Source organism: Nocardioides sp. CCNWLW239 (assembly GCF_037137035.1).
In the GTDB taxonomy this organism is placed as follows: domain Bacteria; phylum Actinomycetota; class Actinomycetes; order Propionibacteriales; family Nocardioidaceae; genus Nocardioides.
Map to the genome: position 1 here is coordinate 956,155 of NZ_JBBBNW010000001.1, position 20,293 is coordinate 976,447.

General features: G+C 70.1%; 18 protein-coding genes. 3 read left to right on the forward strand and 15 right to left on the reverse strand.

Annotated elements, in window-relative coordinates; translation table 11 throughout:
- The first annotated feature begins 218 nt into the window (after positions 1 to 218).
- Positions 219 to 680, forward strand: a complete 462-nt coding sequence (locus WBG06_RS04640) for a hypothetical protein (RefSeq protein ID WP_336735344.1) — start codon at positions 219 to 221, stop codon at positions 678 to 680.
- Between the two features lie 49 nt (positions 681 to 729).
- On the forward strand, positions 730 to 1,878 hold the full coding sequence (gene argJ, locus WBG06_RS04645) for a bifunctional glutamate N-acetyltransferase/amino-acid acetyltransferase ArgJ (protein WP_336735345.1): 1,149 nt from the start codon (positions 730 to 732) through the stop codon (positions 1,876 to 1,878).
- Positions 1,879 to 2,195: 317 nt separating this feature from the next.
- Here argJ and WBG06_RS04650 read toward each other — a convergent pair whose 3' ends face one another.
- From WBG06_RS04650 to WBG06_RS04700, 11 genes are all read right to left on the reverse strand, one after another.
- Positions 2,196 to 2,876 carry a sirohydrochlorin chelatase gene (locus WBG06_RS04650; RefSeq protein ID WP_336735346.1) on the reverse strand — a complete coding sequence of 227 codons (681 nt, stop codon included), beginning with the start codon at positions 2,874 to 2,876 and terminating at the stop codon, positions 2,196 to 2,198.
- On the reverse strand, positions 2,873 to 4,027 hold the full coding sequence (locus tag WBG06_RS04655; protein ID WP_336735347.1) for a uroporphyrinogen-III synthase: 1,155 nt from the start codon (positions 4,025 to 4,027) through the stop codon (positions 2,873 to 2,875). Before WBG06_RS04655 ends, WBG06_RS04650 begins: the two co-directional genes overlap by 4 nt.
- A gap of 92 nt (positions 4,028 to 4,119) precedes the next feature.
- Positions 4,120 to 4,605 (reverse strand): hypothetical protein, encoded by a 486-nt coding sequence (locus WBG06_RS04660; RefSeq protein WP_336735348.1) that lies wholly within the window; start codon positions 4,603 to 4,605, stop codon positions 4,120 to 4,122.
- Positions 4,606 to 4,628: 23 nt separating this feature from the next.
- Complete coding sequence (gene nirD / locus WBG06_RS04665; RefSeq protein WP_336735349.1) at positions 4,629 to 4,973, reverse strand: nitrite reductase small subunit NirD; 345 nt, start codon at positions 4,971 to 4,973, stop codon at positions 4,629 to 4,631.
- Positions 4,970 to 7,582 carry a nitrite reductase large subunit NirB gene (nirB, locus tag WBG06_RS04670; RefSeq protein ID WP_336735350.1) on the reverse strand — a complete coding sequence of 871 codons (2,613 nt, stop codon included), beginning with the start codon at positions 7,580 to 7,582 and terminating at the stop codon, positions 4,970 to 4,972. The genes nirD and nirB overlap by 4 nt, the downstream gene beginning before the upstream one ends.
- Complete coding sequence (locus tag WBG06_RS04675) at positions 7,579 to 9,024, reverse strand: FAD-dependent oxidoreductase (protein WP_336735351.1); 1,446 nt, start codon at positions 9,022 to 9,024, stop codon at positions 7,579 to 7,581. The genes nirB and WBG06_RS04675 overlap by 4 nt, the downstream gene beginning before the upstream one ends.
- An 80-nt stretch (positions 9,025 to 9,104) precedes the next feature.
- On the reverse strand, positions 9,105 to 11,144 hold the full coding sequence (locus WBG06_RS04680) for a molybdopterin oxidoreductase family protein (protein ID WP_336735352.1): 2,040 nt from the start codon (positions 11,142 to 11,144) through the stop codon (positions 9,105 to 9,107).
- A gap of 239 nt (positions 11,145 to 11,383) precedes the next feature.
- On the reverse strand, positions 11,384 to 12,121 hold the full coding sequence (locus WBG06_RS04685) for an ABC transporter permease (RefSeq protein WP_336735354.1): 738 nt from the start codon (positions 12,119 to 12,121) through the stop codon (positions 11,384 to 11,386).
- Positions 12,118 to 12,831 carry a heme ABC exporter ATP-binding protein CcmA gene (ccmA, locus tag WBG06_RS04690; RefSeq protein WP_336735355.1) on the reverse strand — a complete coding sequence of 238 codons (714 nt, stop codon included), beginning with the start codon at positions 12,829 to 12,831 and terminating at the stop codon, positions 12,118 to 12,120. The genes WBG06_RS04685 and ccmA overlap by 4 nt, the downstream gene beginning before the upstream one ends.
- Before the next feature lie 44 nt (positions 12,832 to 12,875).
- A complete protein-coding gene (locus tag WBG06_RS04695; RefSeq protein WP_336735356.1) occupies positions 12,876 to 13,505 on the reverse strand; it encodes a TetR/AcrR family transcriptional regulator in 630 nt (209 codons plus the stop codon).
- Between the two features lie 9 nt (positions 13,506 to 13,514).
- On the reverse strand, positions 13,515 to 14,702 hold the full coding sequence (locus WBG06_RS04700) for a heparan-alpha-glucosaminide N-acetyltransferase domain-containing protein (protein ID WP_336735357.1): 1,188 nt from the start codon (positions 14,700 to 14,702) through the stop codon (positions 13,515 to 13,517).
- A gap of 74 nt (positions 14,703 to 14,776) precedes the next feature.
- On the opposite strand from WBG06_RS04700, the gene WBG06_RS04705 reads away from it, so the two are divergent.
- Positions 14,777 to 15,988 (forward strand): MFS transporter, encoded by a 1,212-nt coding sequence (locus WBG06_RS04705; RefSeq protein ID WP_336735358.1) that lies wholly within the window; start codon positions 14,777 to 14,779, stop codon positions 15,986 to 15,988.
- On the opposite strand, the gene WBG06_RS04710 is transcribed toward WBG06_RS04705, so the two are convergent.
- From WBG06_RS04710 to WBG06_RS04725, 4 genes are all read right to left on the reverse strand, one after another.
- A complete protein-coding gene (locus tag WBG06_RS04710; RefSeq protein WP_336735359.1) occupies positions 15,979 to 16,794 on the reverse strand; it encodes a hypothetical protein in 816 nt (271 codons plus the stop codon). The genes WBG06_RS04705 and WBG06_RS04710 overlap by 10 nt on opposite strands.
- A 242-nt stretch (positions 16,795 to 17,036) precedes the next feature.
- The gene (locus WBG06_RS04715; RefSeq protein ID WP_336735360.1) at positions 17,037 to 17,795 is read right to left on the reverse strand and encodes a sugar phosphate isomerase/epimerase family protein; all 759 of its coding nucleotides are present in this window, start codon (positions 17,793 to 17,795) and stop codon (positions 17,037 to 17,039) included.
- Between the two features lie 10 nt (positions 17,796 to 17,805).
- Positions 17,806 to 18,747: a Ppx/GppA phosphatase family protein gene (locus WBG06_RS04720; protein WP_336735361.1), complete on the reverse strand. Its 942-nt coding sequence runs from the start codon at positions 18,745 to 18,747 to the stop codon at positions 17,806 to 17,808.
- A 62-nt stretch (positions 18,748 to 18,809) separates the two neighbouring features.
- Positions 18,810 to 20,072: an MFS transporter gene (locus WBG06_RS04725; protein ID WP_336735362.1), complete on the reverse strand. Its 1,263-nt coding sequence runs from the start codon at positions 20,070 to 20,072 to the stop codon at positions 18,810 to 18,812.
- Positions 20,073 to 20,293: the final 221 nt, after the last annotated feature.

A 20,293-nucleotide genomic window follows, 5' to 3' on the forward strand; every position in this document is an offset into this window, starting at 1 on the left:
TCGATCCAACTGCAGGCGATGTTCCGATAGCCGGTCCTGAGACCCTTGTGACCCCTATGTGTAAGTGACAAAGGCCTCATTTCGCCGAGCGGTCCGCAATGTGGATGTGACGCCCGATGTCGCGTCGTGACACGGATTACATCTATGGTTTCTCGGGTGATCCCCCAACACACAAACGTTGAATTGTTTCAATTCACGAGCGGTCCAGAGGCCGGCTGATGGACCTCATTCTCGGGACCTTCGCCGCCTCCTTCGCCGGAGGCCTCTTCCCTGTCATCAACTTCGAGACCTACCTCGCGGTGGCCGCCTCGAACCTGACGTTCTCCGCGCTGCTGCTCGCGCTGGTGGCGGGCATCGGCCAGACCACCTCCAAGGTCGTCTGGTACTACGCCGGACACGGCACCACCTCCCTCCCCTTCGTCCGCCGGAAGATGGCGTGCGAGAAGTGGCAGCGGCGGATGGAGAAGTGGGAGCGACGTACGCAGGGACGACCCGCCTACGCCGGCGGGCTGCTCGCGATCGCCGCCCTCAGCGGGCTGCCACCGCTGGCGATCCTCGCGGTGGTCTACGGCACGCTCAAGGCCAACCTGATCCTCTTCGTCGCGATCACGTTCGTGGGTCGCGTACTGCGGTCTTGGATGATCCTGGAGGCCGCCGCCTTCGCCTGGTTGCGGACCTAGGACGCAAGACGCGCTGACCCGGTGAGCGAGCAGAGCCTAGGCTGTGCGCATGCCTCAGCCAGCCGGATTCGTCGGAGTCACCGCCAACCTCGGTCTCAAGGAGGGCGCTGACGACTTCGCGGTCGTCGCCGCCCCCTCGGGCGCTGTCACGAGCGCCGCGGTCTTCACCCGATCCCGATTCGCCGGCGCCTCGGTGCTGCTCTCCCGCACCTCCGACCTCGCCGCGTTCCGCGGCATGGTCACCATCTCCAAGAACGCCAACGTCGCGACCGGGCCGACCGGCGAGGCCAACGCCCTGGAGGTACGCCGCCTGGCGGCCGAGATCGTCGGCGTACGTCCCGAGGAGCTGCTGGTCGCGTCGACTGGCGTGATCGGCGTGCAATACCCGATGGACGTGCTCACCCCCGCCCTGGAGAAGCTCGTCGGCACCGCGGGCGAGGCCGACCTCGACGCCGCCGCGGCCGCGATCATGACGACCGACACGATCGCCAAGATCGAGACCCGGACCGTCGGCGGTGCGACGATCACCGGGATCGCGAAGGGCGTCGGGATGCTCGAGCCCGACATGGCCACGATGCTGACCTACTTCTTCACCGACGCCTCGGTGCCGGCCGCGGATCTGGATGCGGTCTTCCGCAGGGTCGTCGACCGCACCTACAACGCCGTCTCGATCGACACCGACACCTCGACCTCCGACACCGCCGCGATCTTCGCCTCGGGGGTCGCGGGCGCGGTCGACCTCGGCGAGTTCGAGGCGGCGCTCTACGACGCCGCGCTCGCGCTGGTGAAGAAGATCGCCTCCGACGGCGAGGGTGCCTCCAAGCTGATCACGGTCTCGGTCACCGGCGCCCGCGACGACGCCCAGGCCAAGCGGGTCGGCAAGGCCATCGTCAACTCACCGCTGGTCAAGACCGCCGTCCACGGCGCCGACCCCAACTGGGGTCGCGTCGCGATGGCCATCGGCAAGCTCCGTGAGGAGACCGACATCTCCCCCGAGCGCGTACGCATCGCCTTCGGCGGCACCGAGACCTACCCTGCTCAGATCTCTGCAAATCTATTGGCGGATTTGTCGACTTATCTGTCCGGCGACGAGGTCTCGATCGAGGTCGACCTCGGTATCGCCTCGGGTGGGTTCACGGTCTACGGCTGCGACCTCACCGACGGTTACATCCGCATCAACGCCGACTACACGACCTGAGGGGTCTCGGCGGGGGTGGGTGGATGTTGACCGAGGTAACTCGGCGAACACTCACTCCCCGCGCGGAACTCCACGAACAAGGCGACCGCTCACCGACGTACCTCGGCGGACATGCACCCCCGGGACCGTGCGCAGACACACGCGCAGATGCTCACCGAGGTAACTCGGCGAACACTCACTCCCCGCGCGGAACTCCGCGAAGGAGGTGGACGCTCACCGACGTACCTCGGTGGACACACACCCGCGGGCACCTGGGCAGGCACACGGGCGAATGCTCACCGAGGTAACTCGGTCAACATCCCCCGCGCCACCCCCGACTACCCGACCCGCGCCGCCCCACCGCCGGCATCGCCGAGAAGGGCTGAGGCGCGGCGTACGACCAGCTCGACCACGTCCGGATGAGGGCCGATGACGTCGGCGACGGTCTCGGCACCGGCGGCCTCGGCGCGGGCCCGGACCAGGTCGGAGAAGAAGCCGGGGGCGAGGAGGTAGGGCGAGACGGCGTCGCCGGGGCGTACGACCTCGGTGACGGGTGGAGCGCCGGAGCCGGAGACGGTGGCGACTCGGACCGGACCGCCCCACGCGTCCTCCAGCATGAGGCCGGCGGCCGCGATGTCGGCGCGGGCCCCGGGGTCGTTGGAACCTGCGGCGACCAGGACCACCGGGCGGCCCGGCGAGACCCCCGCCGCGACCAGCCGGGATGCCTGTGCGGACGCGAGCAGCGGGTCGGGCCCGAGGGCGCGGCCCATGGTCACCGGGAGTCCTTCGGCGGCCCGCGGCAGGTCGACGTTGATGTGGTAGCCGGTCGAGAGCAGCAGCGGGACCACGACCGAGGCCTGACCGTCGGCCAGGACGTCGGTCAGCAGCGGCTCGCAGAGCTCGACGTACGCCGCCTTCGACTCCATCCCGAGCGCGCGACCGGCGCGCTTGGCGATGATCGAGGCGACCGCGTTGCCGAGCAGCTGCCGGGTGCCGTGCGCTGCGACCACGAGCCTCATGAGGCCACCGCCAGCCGGTAGCCGCGCTTCACCACGGTCTGGATCGCCTTGGTGCCGAGCGCCGACCGCAACCGCGCGACCGCCATCTCGACCGCGTGCTCAGAGCCTGCGGTTCCCGAGGGAAGCATGGCGAGCAGAGCCGGACGGGAGACGACGTTGCCCGGGTTGGCGACGAGCGCGCCCAGGACAGCGGCAGGAGCCGGGGAGAGCTTGACCTCGGCACCGTCGAGGATCACCGCGTCGTCGTGGAGCAGCAGCTGGTGACCGCCGGCGAGCTCGATCAGCAGGCCCGAGCGGCGCAGCGGCAGCTCGGTCTCGAGCATCTTGACCATGGCCGCGGTGCGGGAGCGTTCGGGGAACATCGTCGGTACGCCCCACATCTCGAAGGCTGCGGCGGTCACCGGGCCGACGCACGCGGCGACCACGTCTGCCTGGAACGCGGCCACGACCTCGTCACGCAGCCCGACCGAGCCGGCCGCCTGCATGAACGCGGCCACGGCGGGAGCGGAGGTGAACGTGACCGCGTCCAGCTCGCCGTCGGCCAGCGTCTCGACCAGCCGGAACATCGGCTCCGGGTCCGAGGCGGACTCGACCCGGTAGACGACCACGTTGATGACCTCGGCGCCCTGCCGGGTCAGCGCGTGTGCGACCATCGACAGCGACTGCCCGTGCTCCTGCACCACGATCCGCTTGCCGGTCAGGTCTCGACCGCGCAGGTGCTCCAGGACGTCGTCGAATTCCTCCGACTCCGGGGCCCACAGCTCGCGCAGCCCACGCCGCCGCAGCGCCCCGACCGACTTCGGTCCGCGCGCCAGGATCTCGGCACCGCCGAGCGTCTCCAGCAGCCGGTCGAGCAGGCCCCACTCCTCAGCGGCGTCGAACCAGGTGCGGGTGCCGATGCCGGTCGTCGCCAGGAACATGTCGATCTTCTGACCGATGATCTGTTCGGTCACCGCGCGCAGCGCACCGGCGTCGACCCGGTTGGGGTCGACGGAGAGCGCGGGCGCCCACACCACGCGAGCCCCGCGCCGCTCGAGCAGGTTGATCTGCTCCTCGGCCTTCCGCGCCGCGGTCACCCCGACGCGGAAGCCGCTCAGCGCGCCGGTGTCCACATCCGAATCGTAGATCTCCTGCGCCTTCTCCACCGCCATGGATCCACCCTGCGTCGATCGCATTTCGCCGTACGCAGGCAGTTCGGATCGCCGACGCTAACTTTCCCTCACGGCCTCACGGCCTCACGGCCCTACAGCTCGACGATGGGCCCGGTCGGGCTGATCGAGTCGTCAGCCGTGTCGCGGCTCCATCGACCGGACAGACCGGCACCGATCAGAAGCGCTCCGACGGTCGGCAGCAGGACGCTGTAGTAGCTGAACACGCCGTACTGGATGGACTTGATGCCGATCAGGTTCGTCACGTTCCACAGCATCTCCTGGGAGAAGAGCGAGATCAGCCCGAATCCCCCGTACGCCACGCCGGCCACGACCGGGCCGATCCCGGCAAGCCTTCCGGTGGCCGCCACCACGAAGAGAAGCAGCACCCCGAGCAGCATCAGGACGATACCGACGACGGAGGTGCCGAGCCTGGCGGCGTCGAGGGCGTGGCGGTATCCGCCGGTCATCACCAGCGCGAGGCCGAGCGGGGTCAGCACCAGGGACGCGACCACGCTGACCCAGCGACGCGTCGGCCATGGCATAGCGGAGACCGTGGCCCCGAGAACAGGATCGCTCATGACGCCACCCTAGTGGCGCGCCGCTAGCGCCGTGCCCCGACGCGTACCTCCCCGTCCACGACGTCGACCTCGTAGGTCGCGACCGACACCGAGGGATCGTCGAGGCACCGGCCGCTCTCGAGCGAGAACGGCTGCTTGAGCAGCGGAGAGGCCACGAACGGTACGTCACCCCGCGTGCCGACGATCCCTCGGGCGAGCACGGAGGCGCGACCGTACGGGTCGTAGTTGGACAGCGCGAAGACCCGGTCGTCGAGCGTGCGGAAGACGGCCACCGCCTCTCCCCTGACCAGGGCCGCGATGCCGGTCTCGGGGTCGATGTCGTCGAGGCGACAGACGGCGATGTACGTGACGGTCTGGGTGTCGGTCATCGCGACTCCTCCAAGCTCTGCTCGTTGAAAGCGTGCCTGCCGACGGGGATCGAGGCGCCGAGCGAGACCGGCTCCGTGCCGCCGGCCTCGGGGACGATCTGGCCACGGGTGGACCCGAAAGAGATGTTGGGGTCCGGGATCTCGGGGGCGTTGACGAAGGAGACGAACCGGCGCAGCTTCTCGGGGTCCTCGAGCGTCGCCTTCCACTCGTCGAAGTAGCCGTCGACGTGCGCGGTCATCGCGGCCTCGAGCTCGGTGCCGAGACCGAGGACGTCGTCGACGACGACCTCGCGGACCCGGTCCAGGCCGCCGTCGAGGGAGTCGATCCAGGTCGAGGTGCGCTGGAGTCGGTCGGCGGTGCGTACGTAGTACATCAGGAAGCGGTCGAGGTAGCGGACCAGCTCCTCGGTGCTCAGGTCACCGGCGAGCATCTGGGCGTGGGCCGGGACGGCGCCACCGTTGCCCCCGACGTACAGGTTCCAGCCCTTCTCCGTGGCGATGACGCCGAAGTCCTTGCCGCGGGCCTCCGCGCACTCGCGGGCACACCCGGAGACACCGCCCTTGAGCTTGTGCGGCGAGCGCAGCCCCCGGTAGCGGGTCTCCAGCATGATCGCGAGACCGACCGAGTCCTGGACGCCGTAGCGGCACCAGGTGGAGCCGACGCAGGACTTCACGGTTCTGAGCGACTTCCCGTAGGCGTGGCCGGACTCGAACCCGGCGTCGACCAGCCGCTTCCAGATCGCCGGCAGGTCCTCCATCCGGGCACCGAACATGTCGATGCGCTGGCCACCGGTGATCTTGGTGTAGAGGCCGAACTCGCGTGCCACCTCACCGATCACGATCAGGCCCTCCGGGGTGATCTCGCCGCCGGGGATGCGCGGGACGACGGAGTAGGAGCCGTTCTTCTGGAGGTTGGCCAGGTAGGCGTCGTTGGTGTCCTGGAGCTTGCGGTTCTCCTTGGCGAGCACGTGGCCGTTGAGCTGGCTGGCCAGGATCGACGCCACCGCGGGCTTGCAGATGTCGCAGCCGCGGCCGGTGCCGTGGGCCTCGATGATCTGGTCGAAGGTCGTGTAGCCGTGGATCAGGACGACGTCGAAGAGCTCGGCGCGGGTCATCGTGAAGTGCTCGCAGAGGGACAGGTCGACCGTGCGACCCTGGGCGGTGAAGTAGTCCTCGACGATCTTCTTCACCTGCACCTTGCAGGAGCCGCAGGTGCTTCCCGCCTTGGTGGTCTTGGTGACCTCCGCCGCGCTCTCGCAGCCGTTGTCGACGGCCGCCTCGATGTCACCGCGGGTGACGTTGTTGCACGAGCAGACCTGCGCCTCCGGCGGGAGCTGGACACTGGCTCCCCCGCCGGAGGACGCAGGCAGAATGAGCTCCTCGGGGTTGTCCGGGAGCGGGATCCCGGAGGCGACCATCGGCCGGAGCAGGCCGTACGCCGAGGCGTCGCCGACCAGCACACCGCCGAGCAGGCGGGTGCCGTCCTCGCTGATCACCAGCTTCTTGTAGACGCCCGCGACGGCGTCGGAGTAGGTCAGCTCGAGGCACTCGTCGGTGGTGCCGTGCGCGTCGCCGAAGCTCGCGACATCGACGCCGAGCAGCTTGAGCTTGGTCGACATGTCGGCACCGGTGAAGGTGCCTTTGCCGCCCAGCAGGGCGTCGGCGACGACCTCGGCCATGTCGTAGCCGGGGGCCACCAGGCCGTACATCTTCCCGCCGGGCGCGGCACACTCGCCGACCGCCCACACGTGCGGGTCGGAGGAGCGGCACTGCTCGTCGACGAGCACGCCGCCACGCTCGGCCAGGTCCAGTCCGGCCGCGCGGGCGAGCGCATCACGGGGTCGGATGCCTGCCGAGAAGACGATCATGTCGACCGGCAGCGGCTCCTCGACATCCTTGAACTTGAGTGCACTCACCCGGCCGTCGCGTACGCCGCTCTCGTCCTCGTCCACGACGGACGGGAGCGCCGACTCCGTCATCACGCCGGTGTGCACGGTGAGACCGAGCTTCTCGATGTGGCGCTTGAGCGTGTTGCCGCCGGCGTCGTCGACCTGGACGGCCATCAGCCGCGGCGCGAGTTCGACGACGTGGGTCTCGACGCCGAGCTGGTGCAGCGCGTTGGCCGCCTCCAGCCCGAGCAGACCACCCCCGATCACCGCACCAGCGCGAGCGGTCTTCGCGGCCTCGCGGATCGCCTCGAGGTCCTCGATGGTGCGGTAGACGAAGACGTTGCCCAGCTCCGCACCCGGCACCGGCGGCACGAAAGGCGCCGCTCCGGTGGCGAGCACCAGCTCGTCGTACGCCATCTCCTCGCCGTCCGCGAGCATCACCGTCTGAGCAGCAGGGTCGATCTCGATGACGCTCGTGCTGGTGCGCAGGGTGACCCGCGGGTCTTCGTAGACGCCGGACGGCAGGAAGGAGAGCGCCTCGGCACCGACCTCGAAGAAGCTGGTGAGGGCTACCCGGTCGTAGGCCGGACGCGGTTCCTCACCGAGCACCACGATGTCGTGGGTCTCGGTGAGCCCACGCTCGATCGCGGCGGTCACGAAGCGGTGGCCGACCATGCCGTGGCCGACGACGACGACCTTCTTGCGGAGGTGAGGGCTCATGATGGGATTCCTTCCACGGAGCGCTTGCTGGGGCTGGAGGCGAGAAGCAGACGTACGGTCGGCGCGCAGCCGCCGCAGCCGGTGGTGGCGCGGGTGGTGTCGCGTACGTCCTCGAGGGACCGGCACGCCCGGATCCGGCCGGCCCTGACACCGGCGCAGGCGCAGACCTCCGCGTCGTCGGGCAGGTCGGCGATCCCGGAGCCGGACGAGGACGGCTCGGGCAGCAGCAACTGCCCGGCCTCGTGCTCGCCGAGCACGGTCTGCCGGTCGAAGGCCTGGGTGATCAGGCCGACCCGGCTCAGGTCGCCGACGAGAGCACCGGCGACGATGCGGCCGTCGCGTACGACCAGCTTGCGGTGGGTGCCCTTGATCGGGTTGGCGATCTCGACGACCTCACCGGCCTCGTTCTCGGGCTCGCCGAGGACGCAGACCTCGAGGTCGGTGGCGCGCAGGCGGGCGACGATCCGGTGTCCCTCGTAGGCCGCGTCGTTGCCGGCCAGGACGTCGGCCAGGACCCCGGCCTGCTCCCACGCCGGGCTGACGAAGCCGGTGGTGGTCGCGTTGTGCTCGGCGCAGTCGCCGATCGCGTACACATCGGGGTCGTCGACGCTGCGGAGCTGGTCGTCGACGACGATGCCGCGGTCGACGGTGAGCTCGGCTCTTCGGGCGAGGTTGGCGCGGGGACGGCCGCCGGCGGTGAGCACCACCAGGTCGGTCTCGAGGATGTAGCCGTTGTCGAGCCTGAGGCCCTCGTCGGTCAGCCGGGTCGCGCGGGCGCCGAGGTAGACCTGGGTGCCGAGCTTGGCCATCGACCGCTTCAGCACCTTGCCGGCCGAGGCATCGACCTGGCTGCTGAGCAGGTGGTCGCGGCCCTCGACGATCTCGGTCTCGATTCCGCGGACCGCCAGGGCGCGGGAGACCTGGAGGCCGAGCAGTCCCCCGCCGACGATCACCGCGCTGCGCGGGTGGTCGCTCTTCCGGTCGAGGAGAGCCAGCAGCCGCGCGCAGTCGTCGAGGCTGCGGAACGCCTGCACCCGCGGATCCATGGAGCCGTCCATCCGCACCACGCCGCGGATCGGCGGCAGGGTCGGGATCGCCCCGGTGGCGAGGACGAGCTGGTCGTAGGAGACCGTCGTCCGGTCGGCGAGCTCGACCGTCTTGGTGTCGCGGTGGACGTCCACGACGAGGCTGTTCAGCCGGAGGTCGACTCCCCTGTCGGCGTACCACTGCTTCTCGCGCAGCGCGAGCGCCCCCGGACGATGGGTGCCCTCGAGCACCGCGGAGAGCAGGATCCGGTTGTACGGAGCGTGCTGCTCCTCCGCGAGCACAGTGACCTGCGGGCCGAGGCCACGCTCGACCAGTCCCTCGACCAGCCGCGCCGCGGCCATGCCGCCGCCGACGACGACGATCCGGTTCGGCTGCGGCGTGGGCTCGTGTAACACGTCGTTCGTAGCACTACTCGCCCTATCTGAACGACCGGATAGTGCGACGAACGACGTGTTACACGTGACCGGTCCCCCGCTCATGCACTCACCGCCGCGGCACAGACCTTGAACTCCGGCATCCGGCTGGACGGGTCGAGGGCGTCGTTGGTGAGCTTGTTGGCGCCGACCCAGTGGAACGGTACGAAGACCGTGTCGGGGCGGATCGTGGTCACGATGCGCGCCGGCGCCTTCAGCTCCCCCCGAGCGGTGCGTACGACGACCGGGTCGCCGTCGTGGGCACCGACGCGGTCTGCCAGCAGCGGGTGGATCTCGACGAAGACACCCTCGTCGGGAAGGTCCTTGATCCGCCGGGTCTGGGCGCCGGACTGGTACTGCGCGAGGACGCGGCCGGTGGTGAGGTGGAGCGGGTAGTCGGCGGTCGGCTGCTCGGCCGGGCCGCGGTGGGCGACATCGATGAAACGAGCCCGGCCGTCGGCGTGGAAGAAAGAGTCGGCGAAGAGGCGCGGGGTGCCTGCGGTGTCCTCGGCGCAGGGCCAGAAGACGCCGTCCTCGTCGCGGATGCGGTCGTAGGTGATGCCGCTGTAGTCGGCCTTGCCGCCCTTCGAGGCGGCTCGGAGCTCGGTGAAGATCTCCTCGGGGTCGGTCGACCAGGTCGAGGCGGCACCGAGGCGGGTGGCGAGACCGGTGATGACGTCGAGGTCGTTCTTGACCCCGTCGGGGGCACTGATCGCCTGGTTGCGCAGGACGACCCGGCCCTCGAGGTTGGTCATGGTGCCGGTCTCCTCGGCCCACTGGGTCACCGGAAGCACCACGTCGGCCAGGGACGCGGTCTCGCTCATCACCATGTCGGCGACGACCAGCAGGTCGAGGTCGGTCAGGCGCGACGTGATGTGGGTGGCGTTCGGGGCAGAGACGACGATGTTGGAGCCGAAGACGAGCAGGCTCTTGGGGCCTTCAGGGGTGCCGAGCGCGTCCAGGAGCTCGTAGGCGGAGCGGCCCTTGCCGGGGATCGTCTCCGGGTCGACGCCCCAGACCGCGGCGACGTGCGCGCGGGCCGCGGGGTCGTCGATCATCCGGTAACCGGGAAGCTGGTCGGCCTTCTGGCCGTGCTCGCGGCCACCCTGCCCGTTGCCCTGTCCGGTGAGGCAGCCGTAGCCGGCGTACGTCTTCCCGGGCATGCCCAGCGCGAGCGCGACGTTGAGCCAGGCCAGGACGGTGGCGGTGCCCTGGGCGTGCTGCTCGGCGCCGCGGGCGGTCAGGACCATCACCTTCTCCGCGTTCGCCAGCAGAGAGGCGAGCTCGCGCACCTGGCTCGCCTCGACGCCGCTGACCCGCTCGACCAGCTCCGGCCACCAGGCGGCCACGGAGCGGCGTACGTCCTCGAAGCCCGTGGTCCGCTCGGCGATGTAGCCCTCGTCGACCGCACCGGCCGCGTCGAGCAGGTGCAGGACGCCGAGCGCGAGCGGCAGGTCGGTGCCGGGGACGGGCTGCAGGAAGAGGTCGGCCCGCTCACCGGTCGGGGTCAGCCGCGGATCGATGACGACGACCTTGCCGCCGTTCTCACGCAGCCGGTCGAGGTGCCGGGCCGCCGGCGGCATGGTCTCGGCCAGGTTGGAGCCGACGAGCACACAGACGTCGGTCTGCTCGATGTCGGCGAGCGGGAACGGCAGCCCACGGTCGACGCCGAAGGCCTGGTTGCCGGCCGAGGCAGCCGATGACATGCACCAGCGGCCGTTGTAGTCGATCTGAGAAGTGCCGAGCGCGACCCGAGCGAACTTCCCGAGCTGGTAGGCCTTTTCGTTGGTCAGCCCGCCACCGCCGAAGACGGCGTTCGCGTCGGCACCGTGTTCGTCCCGCAGGTCGGCGAGCCTCGCGGCGACCAGGTCGAGCGCCTCGTCCCACGTCGCCGCGCTCCACTCCCCCGTCGACCGGTCGCGCACCATCGGCGTCGTCAGCCGCTCCCGGCTCCCGCGCAGTCCGGTCGCCGTCCACCCCTTGCGGCAGAGTGCCCCCTCGTTCACCGGGAACGAGCGCTCACTGACCTCCAGCCGGGGCCCTTTGCGTGAAAGGGTCATCCCGCACTGCAAGCTGCAGTAAGGACAGTGGGTGTCGGTCACGCGTACTCACACCGTTTCGGGTCGGGGACTGGCGACCTCTACCTTCCGGTGTCAACGTTTCGCACCGATCGGCTCTCCGTACCCCTTCCGTCAACTTCCTCTCACCACCTCACAACCCCGCCTGCCGAGGCGTCACCCCCGCCGGCCGAAGCGTCAGGTACGTCGGCCGAGTGGGCAGCGGGATGCCAACTCGAACGGCGGGAGCGACGCCTCGGCCGACCGGGGTGACGGCTCGACGATCAGGGAGTACGCCGGCGGAGGGTCGCCGAGCCGAGGGCGAGGCCGGCGACGACGAAGCCGGCGACGACGGCGAGGTCGGCCCAGACCTCCCCGGTGTCGGTGGAGGTGACGAGGAGGGTCATCGCGTCGACGGCGTAGGAGAGCGGGAGCACGGACGAGATGGCCTCGAGGACCGCCGGGAGCGACTCGCGCGGGACCAGGAGTCCGCAGAGCAGGATCTGCGGTACGACGATGGCGGGCATGAACTGCACGGCCTGGAACTCGGTGGCGGCGAAGGCGGATACGAGCAGCCCGAGCGCGGTGCCGAGGACGGCGTCGACGATGGCGACGACCACCAGCAGCCACACCGGGCCGCTGATCTCCAACCCGAGAAGACCGACGCTGACCGCGACGGCGACACCGGACTGGATGGCAGCCAACAGTCCGAACGCCAGCGCGTAGCCCAGCAGGAAGTCGCCCTTGCCCAGCGGCATCGCCAGCAGCCGCTCGAGGGTTCCGGAGGAGCGCTCCCGCAGCGTGGTCACCGAGGTCACCAGGAACATCACGATGAACGGGAAGATCGCCAGCAGCGCCGGGCCGATCTGGTCGAAGATCGGCGTCGGGGAGTCCTCGTACATCCACCACAGCAGCGTCATCAGCAGCGTCGGCAGCACCACCAGCATGGCCAGGGTGCGGTGGTCGCGACGGATCTGAGCGAGGACCCGTCCGGCCACGGCCAGGGTTCGTCGAAGGCTCATCGGGCCGCCCCTCTCACCAGCGCCAGGAAGGCCTGCTCGACGTCGTCCGCGCCGGCCTTCTGCTTGATCTCGGACGGACTGCCGTCGGCGAGGATCGCGCCTTCGCGCATCAGCAGCAGCCGGTCGCAGCGCTCGGCCTCGTCCATGACGTGGCTGGACACGATCACCGCCGCACCCGCAGCAGCCAGGTCCCGGAACGTCCCCCACAGCTGCTCGCGCAGCACCGGGTCGAGACCCACCGTCGGTTCGTCGAGCACCAACAGCGAGGGCGACCCGAGCAGCGCCGCCGCGAGCGAGACCCGGGAACGCTGGCCGCCGGAGAGGTCGCGTACGACCTGGTCGGCGTGAGATGCCAGATCGACCGTCTCGATCGCCGCCGTGACCGACGAGGCGGGTGCGCCGAGCACCTTGGCGAAGAAGCGGAGGTTCTCGGTGACGGTCAGGTCGTCGTAGACGCTGGAGGCCTGCGTGACGTAGCCGATGCGCGAGCGCAACGACGCCGAGCCGGCGGGCTCACCATGCACAGTCAGCGTCCCGGTCACCTTCGCCTGCACACCCACCAGCGCACGCATCAGCGTCGTCTTGCCGCAGCCCGACGGCCCGAGCAGCCCCGTCACCTCGCCCGCCCGGAGGGAGAAGTCGAGGTCGTGAAGGACCTCGCGCTTCCCACGTACGACTCGGAGACCGGAGGCCTCCACCACGTTATTCATCACATGATGAAATGTGGCACGACAGACCCGGCGGCGCAAGGGGGCTACGGCAAAGGCCCGGCCAGATACCCCTGGACCACCGGAGCGTACGTCGCCACCAGCGTCTCCGCGGGCGCCGAGGCGAGCGGCTCGATCCGGGCGACGTAGCGCAGCACGACGATCCCGACCAGCTGCGAGCCCACCAGGGCCATCCGCCGCTCCGGCTCGTCGAGCCCGAGCGCCTCGCTGACCGGTCCCAGGATCAGCCGGCCGAAGGCCTCCGGGACCAGCGCCTTCCCCTCCGGCTCGAAGATGCTGCGCACCAGCGCCATCAGCGGGAGCCGCGACTCCTCGTCGTCCCAGACGCTCAGCAGCAGCCGTACGAGGCTCTCCCCCGCCCGGTCGGGCCCCTCCGCGGTGATCGTCGGAGCGATCACCCGCGGGTCGACCCGGAGCTCCAGCGAGGCGACGAAGAGGTCCTCCTTGGTCCCGAAGTAGTGGTGCACCAGGGCCGAGTCCACCCCGGCTGCGGCCGCGATCCCACGGACGGAGGTCGCGGCGTACCCCTGCTGCGCGAAGCGCTGCCGAGCCACCGCCAGGATCGCCGCCCGCGTGTTCGGCGAACCGGGCCTGCGTCCCCGCCGCGGTGCCGTCGTGCTCAGGTCCTCTCGGTTCACTCGCTGCCGCTCGCTCACGCGACCACGCTAACCCGACGCGGGACGACGGTCGGGTTCCGTCCGTCGCAGCCACGCCGCGGGCCGCCCGACGAGCCATTCGAGCGGACCGGGGCGCCCCCAGGCCGTGACGAGCGCGCCGATGGACAGCACGACGAGCACATGGACGACGTACGTCTCGGGGGTCTCCGGCGGCCAGACGGCGCCGGTCATCATCACCACGTGCAGGGTGTAGAGCGTGAGCGTCATCGTGCCGGCACCGAACAGCACCGCCATCCCGACGCGCCACCGCTCCGGCAGCCACAGCGCGATCATCTGGCAGGCCCCGATGACGAACATCGAGCTGCCGATCGTCTGCGCCAGGTCGAACGGTGTGGTCGCGTGCGGTGCGACGACCAGCAGCCACTGCCAGCCCCCGTCGACGGGTGTCTGCCCGTAGAGGCCGTGGCTCATCGCGGTCAGCGCCGCGTCGATGTCCACCCCCGGATAAGTACGCAGCAGCTCGCCGGCCACCGACGGCAGCCGGGTCAGCCGCCCGGACAGCCAGGTGGCCGAGAGGGAGAGGACCAGGCCACCGGACCAGAGCATCGAGACCACGGTCCGGTTGCGCAGATCGATGCGGCCGATGGCCATCCCGATCAGCACGTAGGCCAGCCACGGGACGGCCGGGTAGTAGCCGGTGAAGAGCAGCTCGGCGAGCAACCGGGCGGGTTCCACGAGCTGGGACGGCTCCGGGCTCTCGAACTGCCGCAGCGGCAGCATCGGCCGCACGACCTGCGACACGACCGGCCCGAGGACGACCCAGACCGCGCCGAGCAGCCACAGCCACCGTGCCCGCAGGCCGAGGAACGGGATCGCGCCCAGGAACAGCACGCCGTAGTAGGTCAGGATGATCGCGATGTTGGTGCCGAGCGACCCGAGCACCAGCCCGAGCAGGGCGATCAGCACCGCACGGGCAGCCAGTCCGAGCGACCGTGACACGAGCACCTGGCCCCGCACCGGTTCCTGACGACCCGTCATCAGCGCCAGGCTGACTCCGGCGAGCACCGCGAAGAGTGCCGCCGACCGGCCACCGGCGATGGACTGGATCCTGGTCAGCTCACCCGAGGCGTCGATCGGCTCCAGCACATGCGTCGCCATCATCCCCAGCAACGCCAGGCACCGCGCCACGTCGACACCGACGAGGCGCGTCGAGAGTCGATCGGTGAGCGCGGACATCGACCCAAGAGTAGAGATATGTCACGCACTCGGTGGCTTCACCCACGTACCGACCCTCCTTTACCGTGGGAACGATGTCCTTGGATGCCTCCCCGACCCGCGCATGGGTAGGCCACGATGCCGGCAGCAGCGGCTACCGGCGGATCCTGATCGGCCTGTTCGCCGCCGGGATCGCCGCCTTCGGGCAGATGTACTCCACCCAGGGCATCCTCCCCACGCTCGCCCACGCGATGGAGGTCAGCGAGGCGGGCGCGGCGCTCACCGTCTCGACCGCCACCCTCGGCCTGGCCACCAGCGTCCTCGGCTGGTCCTGGCTCGCCGACCGGATCGGCCGGGCCCCGGCGATGAAGATCGCGCTCTCGATCTCCCTGGTCCTCGGCCTGCTCACCCCGCTCGCCCCCGGCTTCACGACGCTCCTCGTGCTGCGCAGCCTCGAAGGTCTCGCGCTCGGCGGCGTCCCCGCGCTCGCGGTCGCCTACCTGGCCGAGGAGATCCACCCCCGCCACGTCAGCCTCGCGGCCGCCATCTACATCTCCGGCACCACCGTCGGCGGCCTCCTGGGCCGGGTCATCACGGGTCCGTTCGCCGACCTCGGTGGCTGGCGCTTGGGCGTCGCCGCCGGCGGCGTCCTCTCCGCGATCGCGGCGGTCATCGCGATCACCCTGATCCCCCGCGCGCAGGGCTGGGTCCGTCCGACCGGAAAGCCGACCACCTCCGTACGTGAAGGGGTGATCGCCAACCTCCGTGACCCCGGCATGCTCGTCCTCTACGGGCAGGCAGCGCTGCTGATGGGCGGGTTCGTGGCGACGTACAACTATCTGGGGTTCCGCCTCGAGCGCGAGCCCTTCGGGCTGCCCGTCGCGATCTCCAGCCAGATCTTCTTCGCCTACCTCGGCGGCACCGTGTCGTCCTCGGTCGCCGGCCGCCTGGCCACCACCTACGGGCGGCGAAAGGTCATGCTGACCTGCGTCGTCATCACGATCGTCGGGGTCGTGATGACCCTGCCCGACAACCTCGCGATCGTCCTGACCGGCCTCTTCGTCCTCACCACCGGCTTCTTCGGCGCCCACGGCGTCGCCTCCGGCTGGGTCGGCGCCCGCGCGAAGGTCGGGAAGGCCCAGGCCAGCGCCCTCTACAACCTCTTCTACTACGGCGGCTCGAGCCTGTTCGGGTGGCTGCTCGGCTATGCGTACGTCGTCGGCTGGTGGGGTGTCGTCACCGCCGTCCTCGTCCTCGCCCTGATCTCCTTGACGTGGTCCGCGATCGTGACCCGCGATCAGTCGTAGTGGTGGCTCTGCGGCAGCACGATCGGATCCTGGTCATCGTCAGCGACCCGCGACGTCACCGGCCGGCCCTGAGGAGACTCGGTGCCGGGCACCGCCACACACTCCACGTGGTCCACCCTGCAGGCCAACAACGAGATCCCCGAGCCACTCTTCAGCCGCCCGAGCCGGGTGTTGTCGTCGAACCAGAGACCGCCCCACTCGGAGTCTCCGATCATGATCACGCTGCCACCGTCCGGCGGAACCAGCTCGGCGCCATCCGGACCGACCAGCCGTCCAGCCTCGCCCTTCTCCCCGACAGCCTCCCAGGTGTGGCTGGGGTTCCAGACCCCGTACGCATCGCCGCCATGCGGCTGCCACGGCTTCTCCCCCTCGGGCACCTCGCTCCGCGCACCCGTGGCCAGCGAATAGGCGACATCGCCGTCCAGCGTCCGAAACCACGCCGTCTCGTCGTCGACCGCGATCAGGCCGGGCTCGATCTCCTCGTACGCATCGGCCTGATCCCCCGAGGTCGTGAATCCCTCATCGCTTCGGACGATCTCCTCGCCGGTGGTGAAGTCGACGACCACCGCTTCGATCGTGTCGGGATCCTCGGTGACATCGGCGTAGGCCAGGTAGCGGCCGTCCGGTGACGCCTCGATCAACGACACCGTCGTATGGGCCTTCACGCCGAGACCCCGGGTGCCAGAACCATCGGCCCAGTAGAGCTCATCGTCACCAGGGGTCTGGAACACCACGCCACCGCCGACGACGGCGTAGGCACTGATCGGATCCTCCGTGGCGATGTCTGACCCGTCCGGAAGATGCACGGTCGATCCGTCAGCCCAGACGAGGCCATCAATGGGAGCCGCCTCCCCCACGGCCGGCCAACTCGCCTCAACCGTAGAGCCGGAATCTCCACACCCACCCAGGCCCAGGATCAGCCCCAGGACGATGATCACGCTTCGAACCACTGACAATCCCGCCGATGCTCCCGGAGTCCGCGCTCACCAATGAGCGATAGCGAACTTCTGGATCAGTCATGACTCCCCAAGTCTGTCGACAGAGTGTGTCACGCCCGGAAGTGCTCCCGCGCGAACTCGAGCGACTCGCGCAGGTCGGCGAGCCGGCCGGCCTTGCGGGTGCTGATCTCCAGGACGATGTCGCCCTCGAACCCCGAGGATGCGAGGTAGTGCAGGAACTTGTCGGCGCCCATGTGTCCGCGCCCGGGCACGAGGTGCTCGTCCTTGGCCGAACCGGTGCCGTCGGTGAGATGGATGTGTCGCAGGCTCGGCCCGAGGCGCTTGGCCATCTCGATGACGTCGTCGCCGGCGATGGCGGCGTGCGAGAGGTCGATGGTGGTGTTGGCGTAGGGCTCGGTCGAGGGGTCCCAGTGCGGCAGATACATCTGGGTGGAGCGCTTGGCGGCCCGCCACGGATACATGTTCTCCACCGCGAACCGCAGGCCCGTCGAGCGTTCCAGGGTGGCGATCCCCTCCACGAAACCGGCCGCATACTCGCGCTGCCATCGGAACGGCGGATGGACGACGACCACCCCTGCCCCGACCTCGACGGCCATCTCCGCGGAGCGCTCGAGCTTGCCCCAGGGCTCGAACCCCCAGACCTGCTGGGTGAACAGCAACGTCGGGGCGTGGATCGCGACGACCGGCAGGCCGTGGTGCTCGGAGAGCTGCTTGATCGCGTGGGTCTGCTGGGAGAGCGCGTCGATCCCGACCATCACCTCGACACCGTCATAGCCCACCTCGGCCGCGTAGGCGAACCCCTGGGCGGTCGATTCGGGATAGGTCGAGACGGTCGACAGCGCGATCATCGCGGGCCTCCTACTCAGGGCTGCTGATGAAGGACAGGTGGTCGAGGCGGTCGAGGATCAGCCCCTCACGCAGCGCCCAGGGGCAGATCTCGAAGGCCGGCAGGTCGAAGATGTCGAGGCACGCCTCGGCGACCAGCGCACCGGGGACGATCTGATGGGCCCGCGACGGGCTGACACCGGGCAGCTCGGCGAGCTCCTCGAGCGACATCTCCACCAGCTTGGGGATCCACGTGCTCAGCTCGGCCAGCTGCAGCTGGCGGCGCACCCGCAGGCCCTCGCCGCTCGGCGCGGCACCGCAGATCCGAGCCAGCGACCGGAACGTCTTCGAGGTCGCCACCGCCATGTCGGGCCGGCCGCCGCGCAGGACCTTGCCCGCGTCCTCGGCGATCGAGGCCCGGATGGTGCGGCGCATCTCCCGCAGCTCCTCCTCCGTGGGCCGGTCACCGGCATAGGTGCGCGCGAGCCGGCCCGCACCGAGCGGCAGCGACCAGGCGACGTACGGCTGCTCGTCGAGCCCGGCCGCGATCTCCAGGGAGCCGCCGCCGATGTCGAAGACGGCCAACCGGCCGGCCGACCAGCCGAACCAGCGGCGTACGGCCAGGAAGGTCAGCCTCGCCTCGTCGTCGCCGGGGAGGACCTCTATCTCGACCCCGGTCGCCGCGTGGACGCGGTCGAGGACCTGCTGGGAGTTGCCGGCATCGCGCACCGCCGAGGTGGCGAACGCGAGCATCTCCGAGACGCCCTTCTCCTCCGCGACCGCCACGGACTCGCGGGTGAACGTGGTCAGCGCCTCGATCCCGGCCTCGGTCACGTCGCCGGTGTCGTCGAGGTGCTCCGCCAGTCGCAACGGCTGCTTGAACGAGTACGCCGGCAGCGGGGCAGCCCCGCCGTGGGCGTCGACCACGAGCAGGTGTCCCGTGTTCGATCCGATGTCGAGTACGCCCAGACGCATAGGGTCTACGCTACTTCGCCGCGCCCACGCCGTTGCCCGAAGACTGCTCTCCGAGCGATTTTTCAGCGGCTGGAGCTCGCCGCGACAGGCTCGAGACCGGGGGCCGTCACCGGCGCGGTCCGCTCACCGATCCGGGCGTTGACCGCTCCCGCGAGGACCACGACGAGCGCCGCTGCGGCCGGCATGAGCAGGGCCGTCCCGGTGCCCCAGCGTTCGGCGATCTCGCCGGTGGCGGCGGAGGCGAGGGACTGACCGAGGATCACCGCAGAGCCGAGCATCGTCATCACGGTGGCCGAGCGACCGACCGGGCTGCGGCGGGCACCGAGGCCGTACTGGGTCACCAGCGTCGGCCCGATCCCGATGCCGATGACGAGCAGCGCGAGCATCATCCCAGTCACCGAGGAGACGCCCGGCAGCGCGAGCGCACCGGCGAGCATCACACCGCCGAAGACCAGCCAGCGCGCGGCTGCGGTGAAGCCCACCGGGAAGGCGGCGACGCTCAGCGCGAGCGCGGCCGATCCGACGCCCATCGCGGCGTAGACCAGGCCCGCCTCCTCGGGGCGGCCGTGGTCGGCCATGAACGCGGTCAGCGAGGTGAGCATCGATCCGAAGAAGAGGCCGACGCCGAGGATGCCGACCACGACGACGACCAAGCCCGGGCGGGCGAGCTCGCGCGCGGGGCCCGCGGCCGGCGTACGTCCGGCAGTTGCCTGTGCGGTCGCGGCGCTCGGGTGGAGGGCGAAGGCGGAGACGAAGACCAGGGTCATCGCCGCGGCACCGGCGACCGGCGCCCACGGGTCGATCGCGACGGCGAGGACGCCGGCGACGACCGGCCCGACGATGAAGACGATCTCGTCGGCCGCCGACTCGTAGGCCATCGTCGAGTTGAGCACGCGGACGCGACGCCCGGGGACGATGTGCGCGGAGATGATCGCGACCAGCCGGGACCGCGACAGCGGCGCGATCTGGGGCGCGGTCGCACCGACCAGGAAGGCGACGGCCAGCACGGCGGCGTCCGGCAGCGGGCTGTAGACGACCCAGGTCATCGCACCCAGCGCGGCACTGCTGAGGACACTGATCACCAGCAGGACCGGGCGCTGACCGAACCTGTCGACAGCCGCGCCGAGCAGCGGGCCGCACGTCGCGGCGCCGATGCCCACCAGGGCCGAGTTCAGCCCGCCGAGCGCCAGCGAGTCGCGGCCCGCGACGACCAGCGTCAGCACACCGACGACCATCATCGCGTACGGCATCCGCGCGACCAGCGCAAGCGGGAAGTAGGTCTTCCCCACGGCGCGAACCAGTCTCTGCTCGCCCTGCCCTGACATCTCTCGAACCTCCCGCTGCGAACCGCGGCTCTGTGCCGCCTTGGTCCGCCGGCGGGGCCAGCGCGAGGTGATACACACGATGGAAACGGAGCGGATGCTCCGCACCTACAAGAATACGCCGTACGCCTCGCCCGTCCGGAATCGCCGCGGAGTCGTCTCCGTCACGGTTCGAGGTCGACCATCCCGGTGCCGTTGGCGATGTCGAGCGGCACCGAGACCTG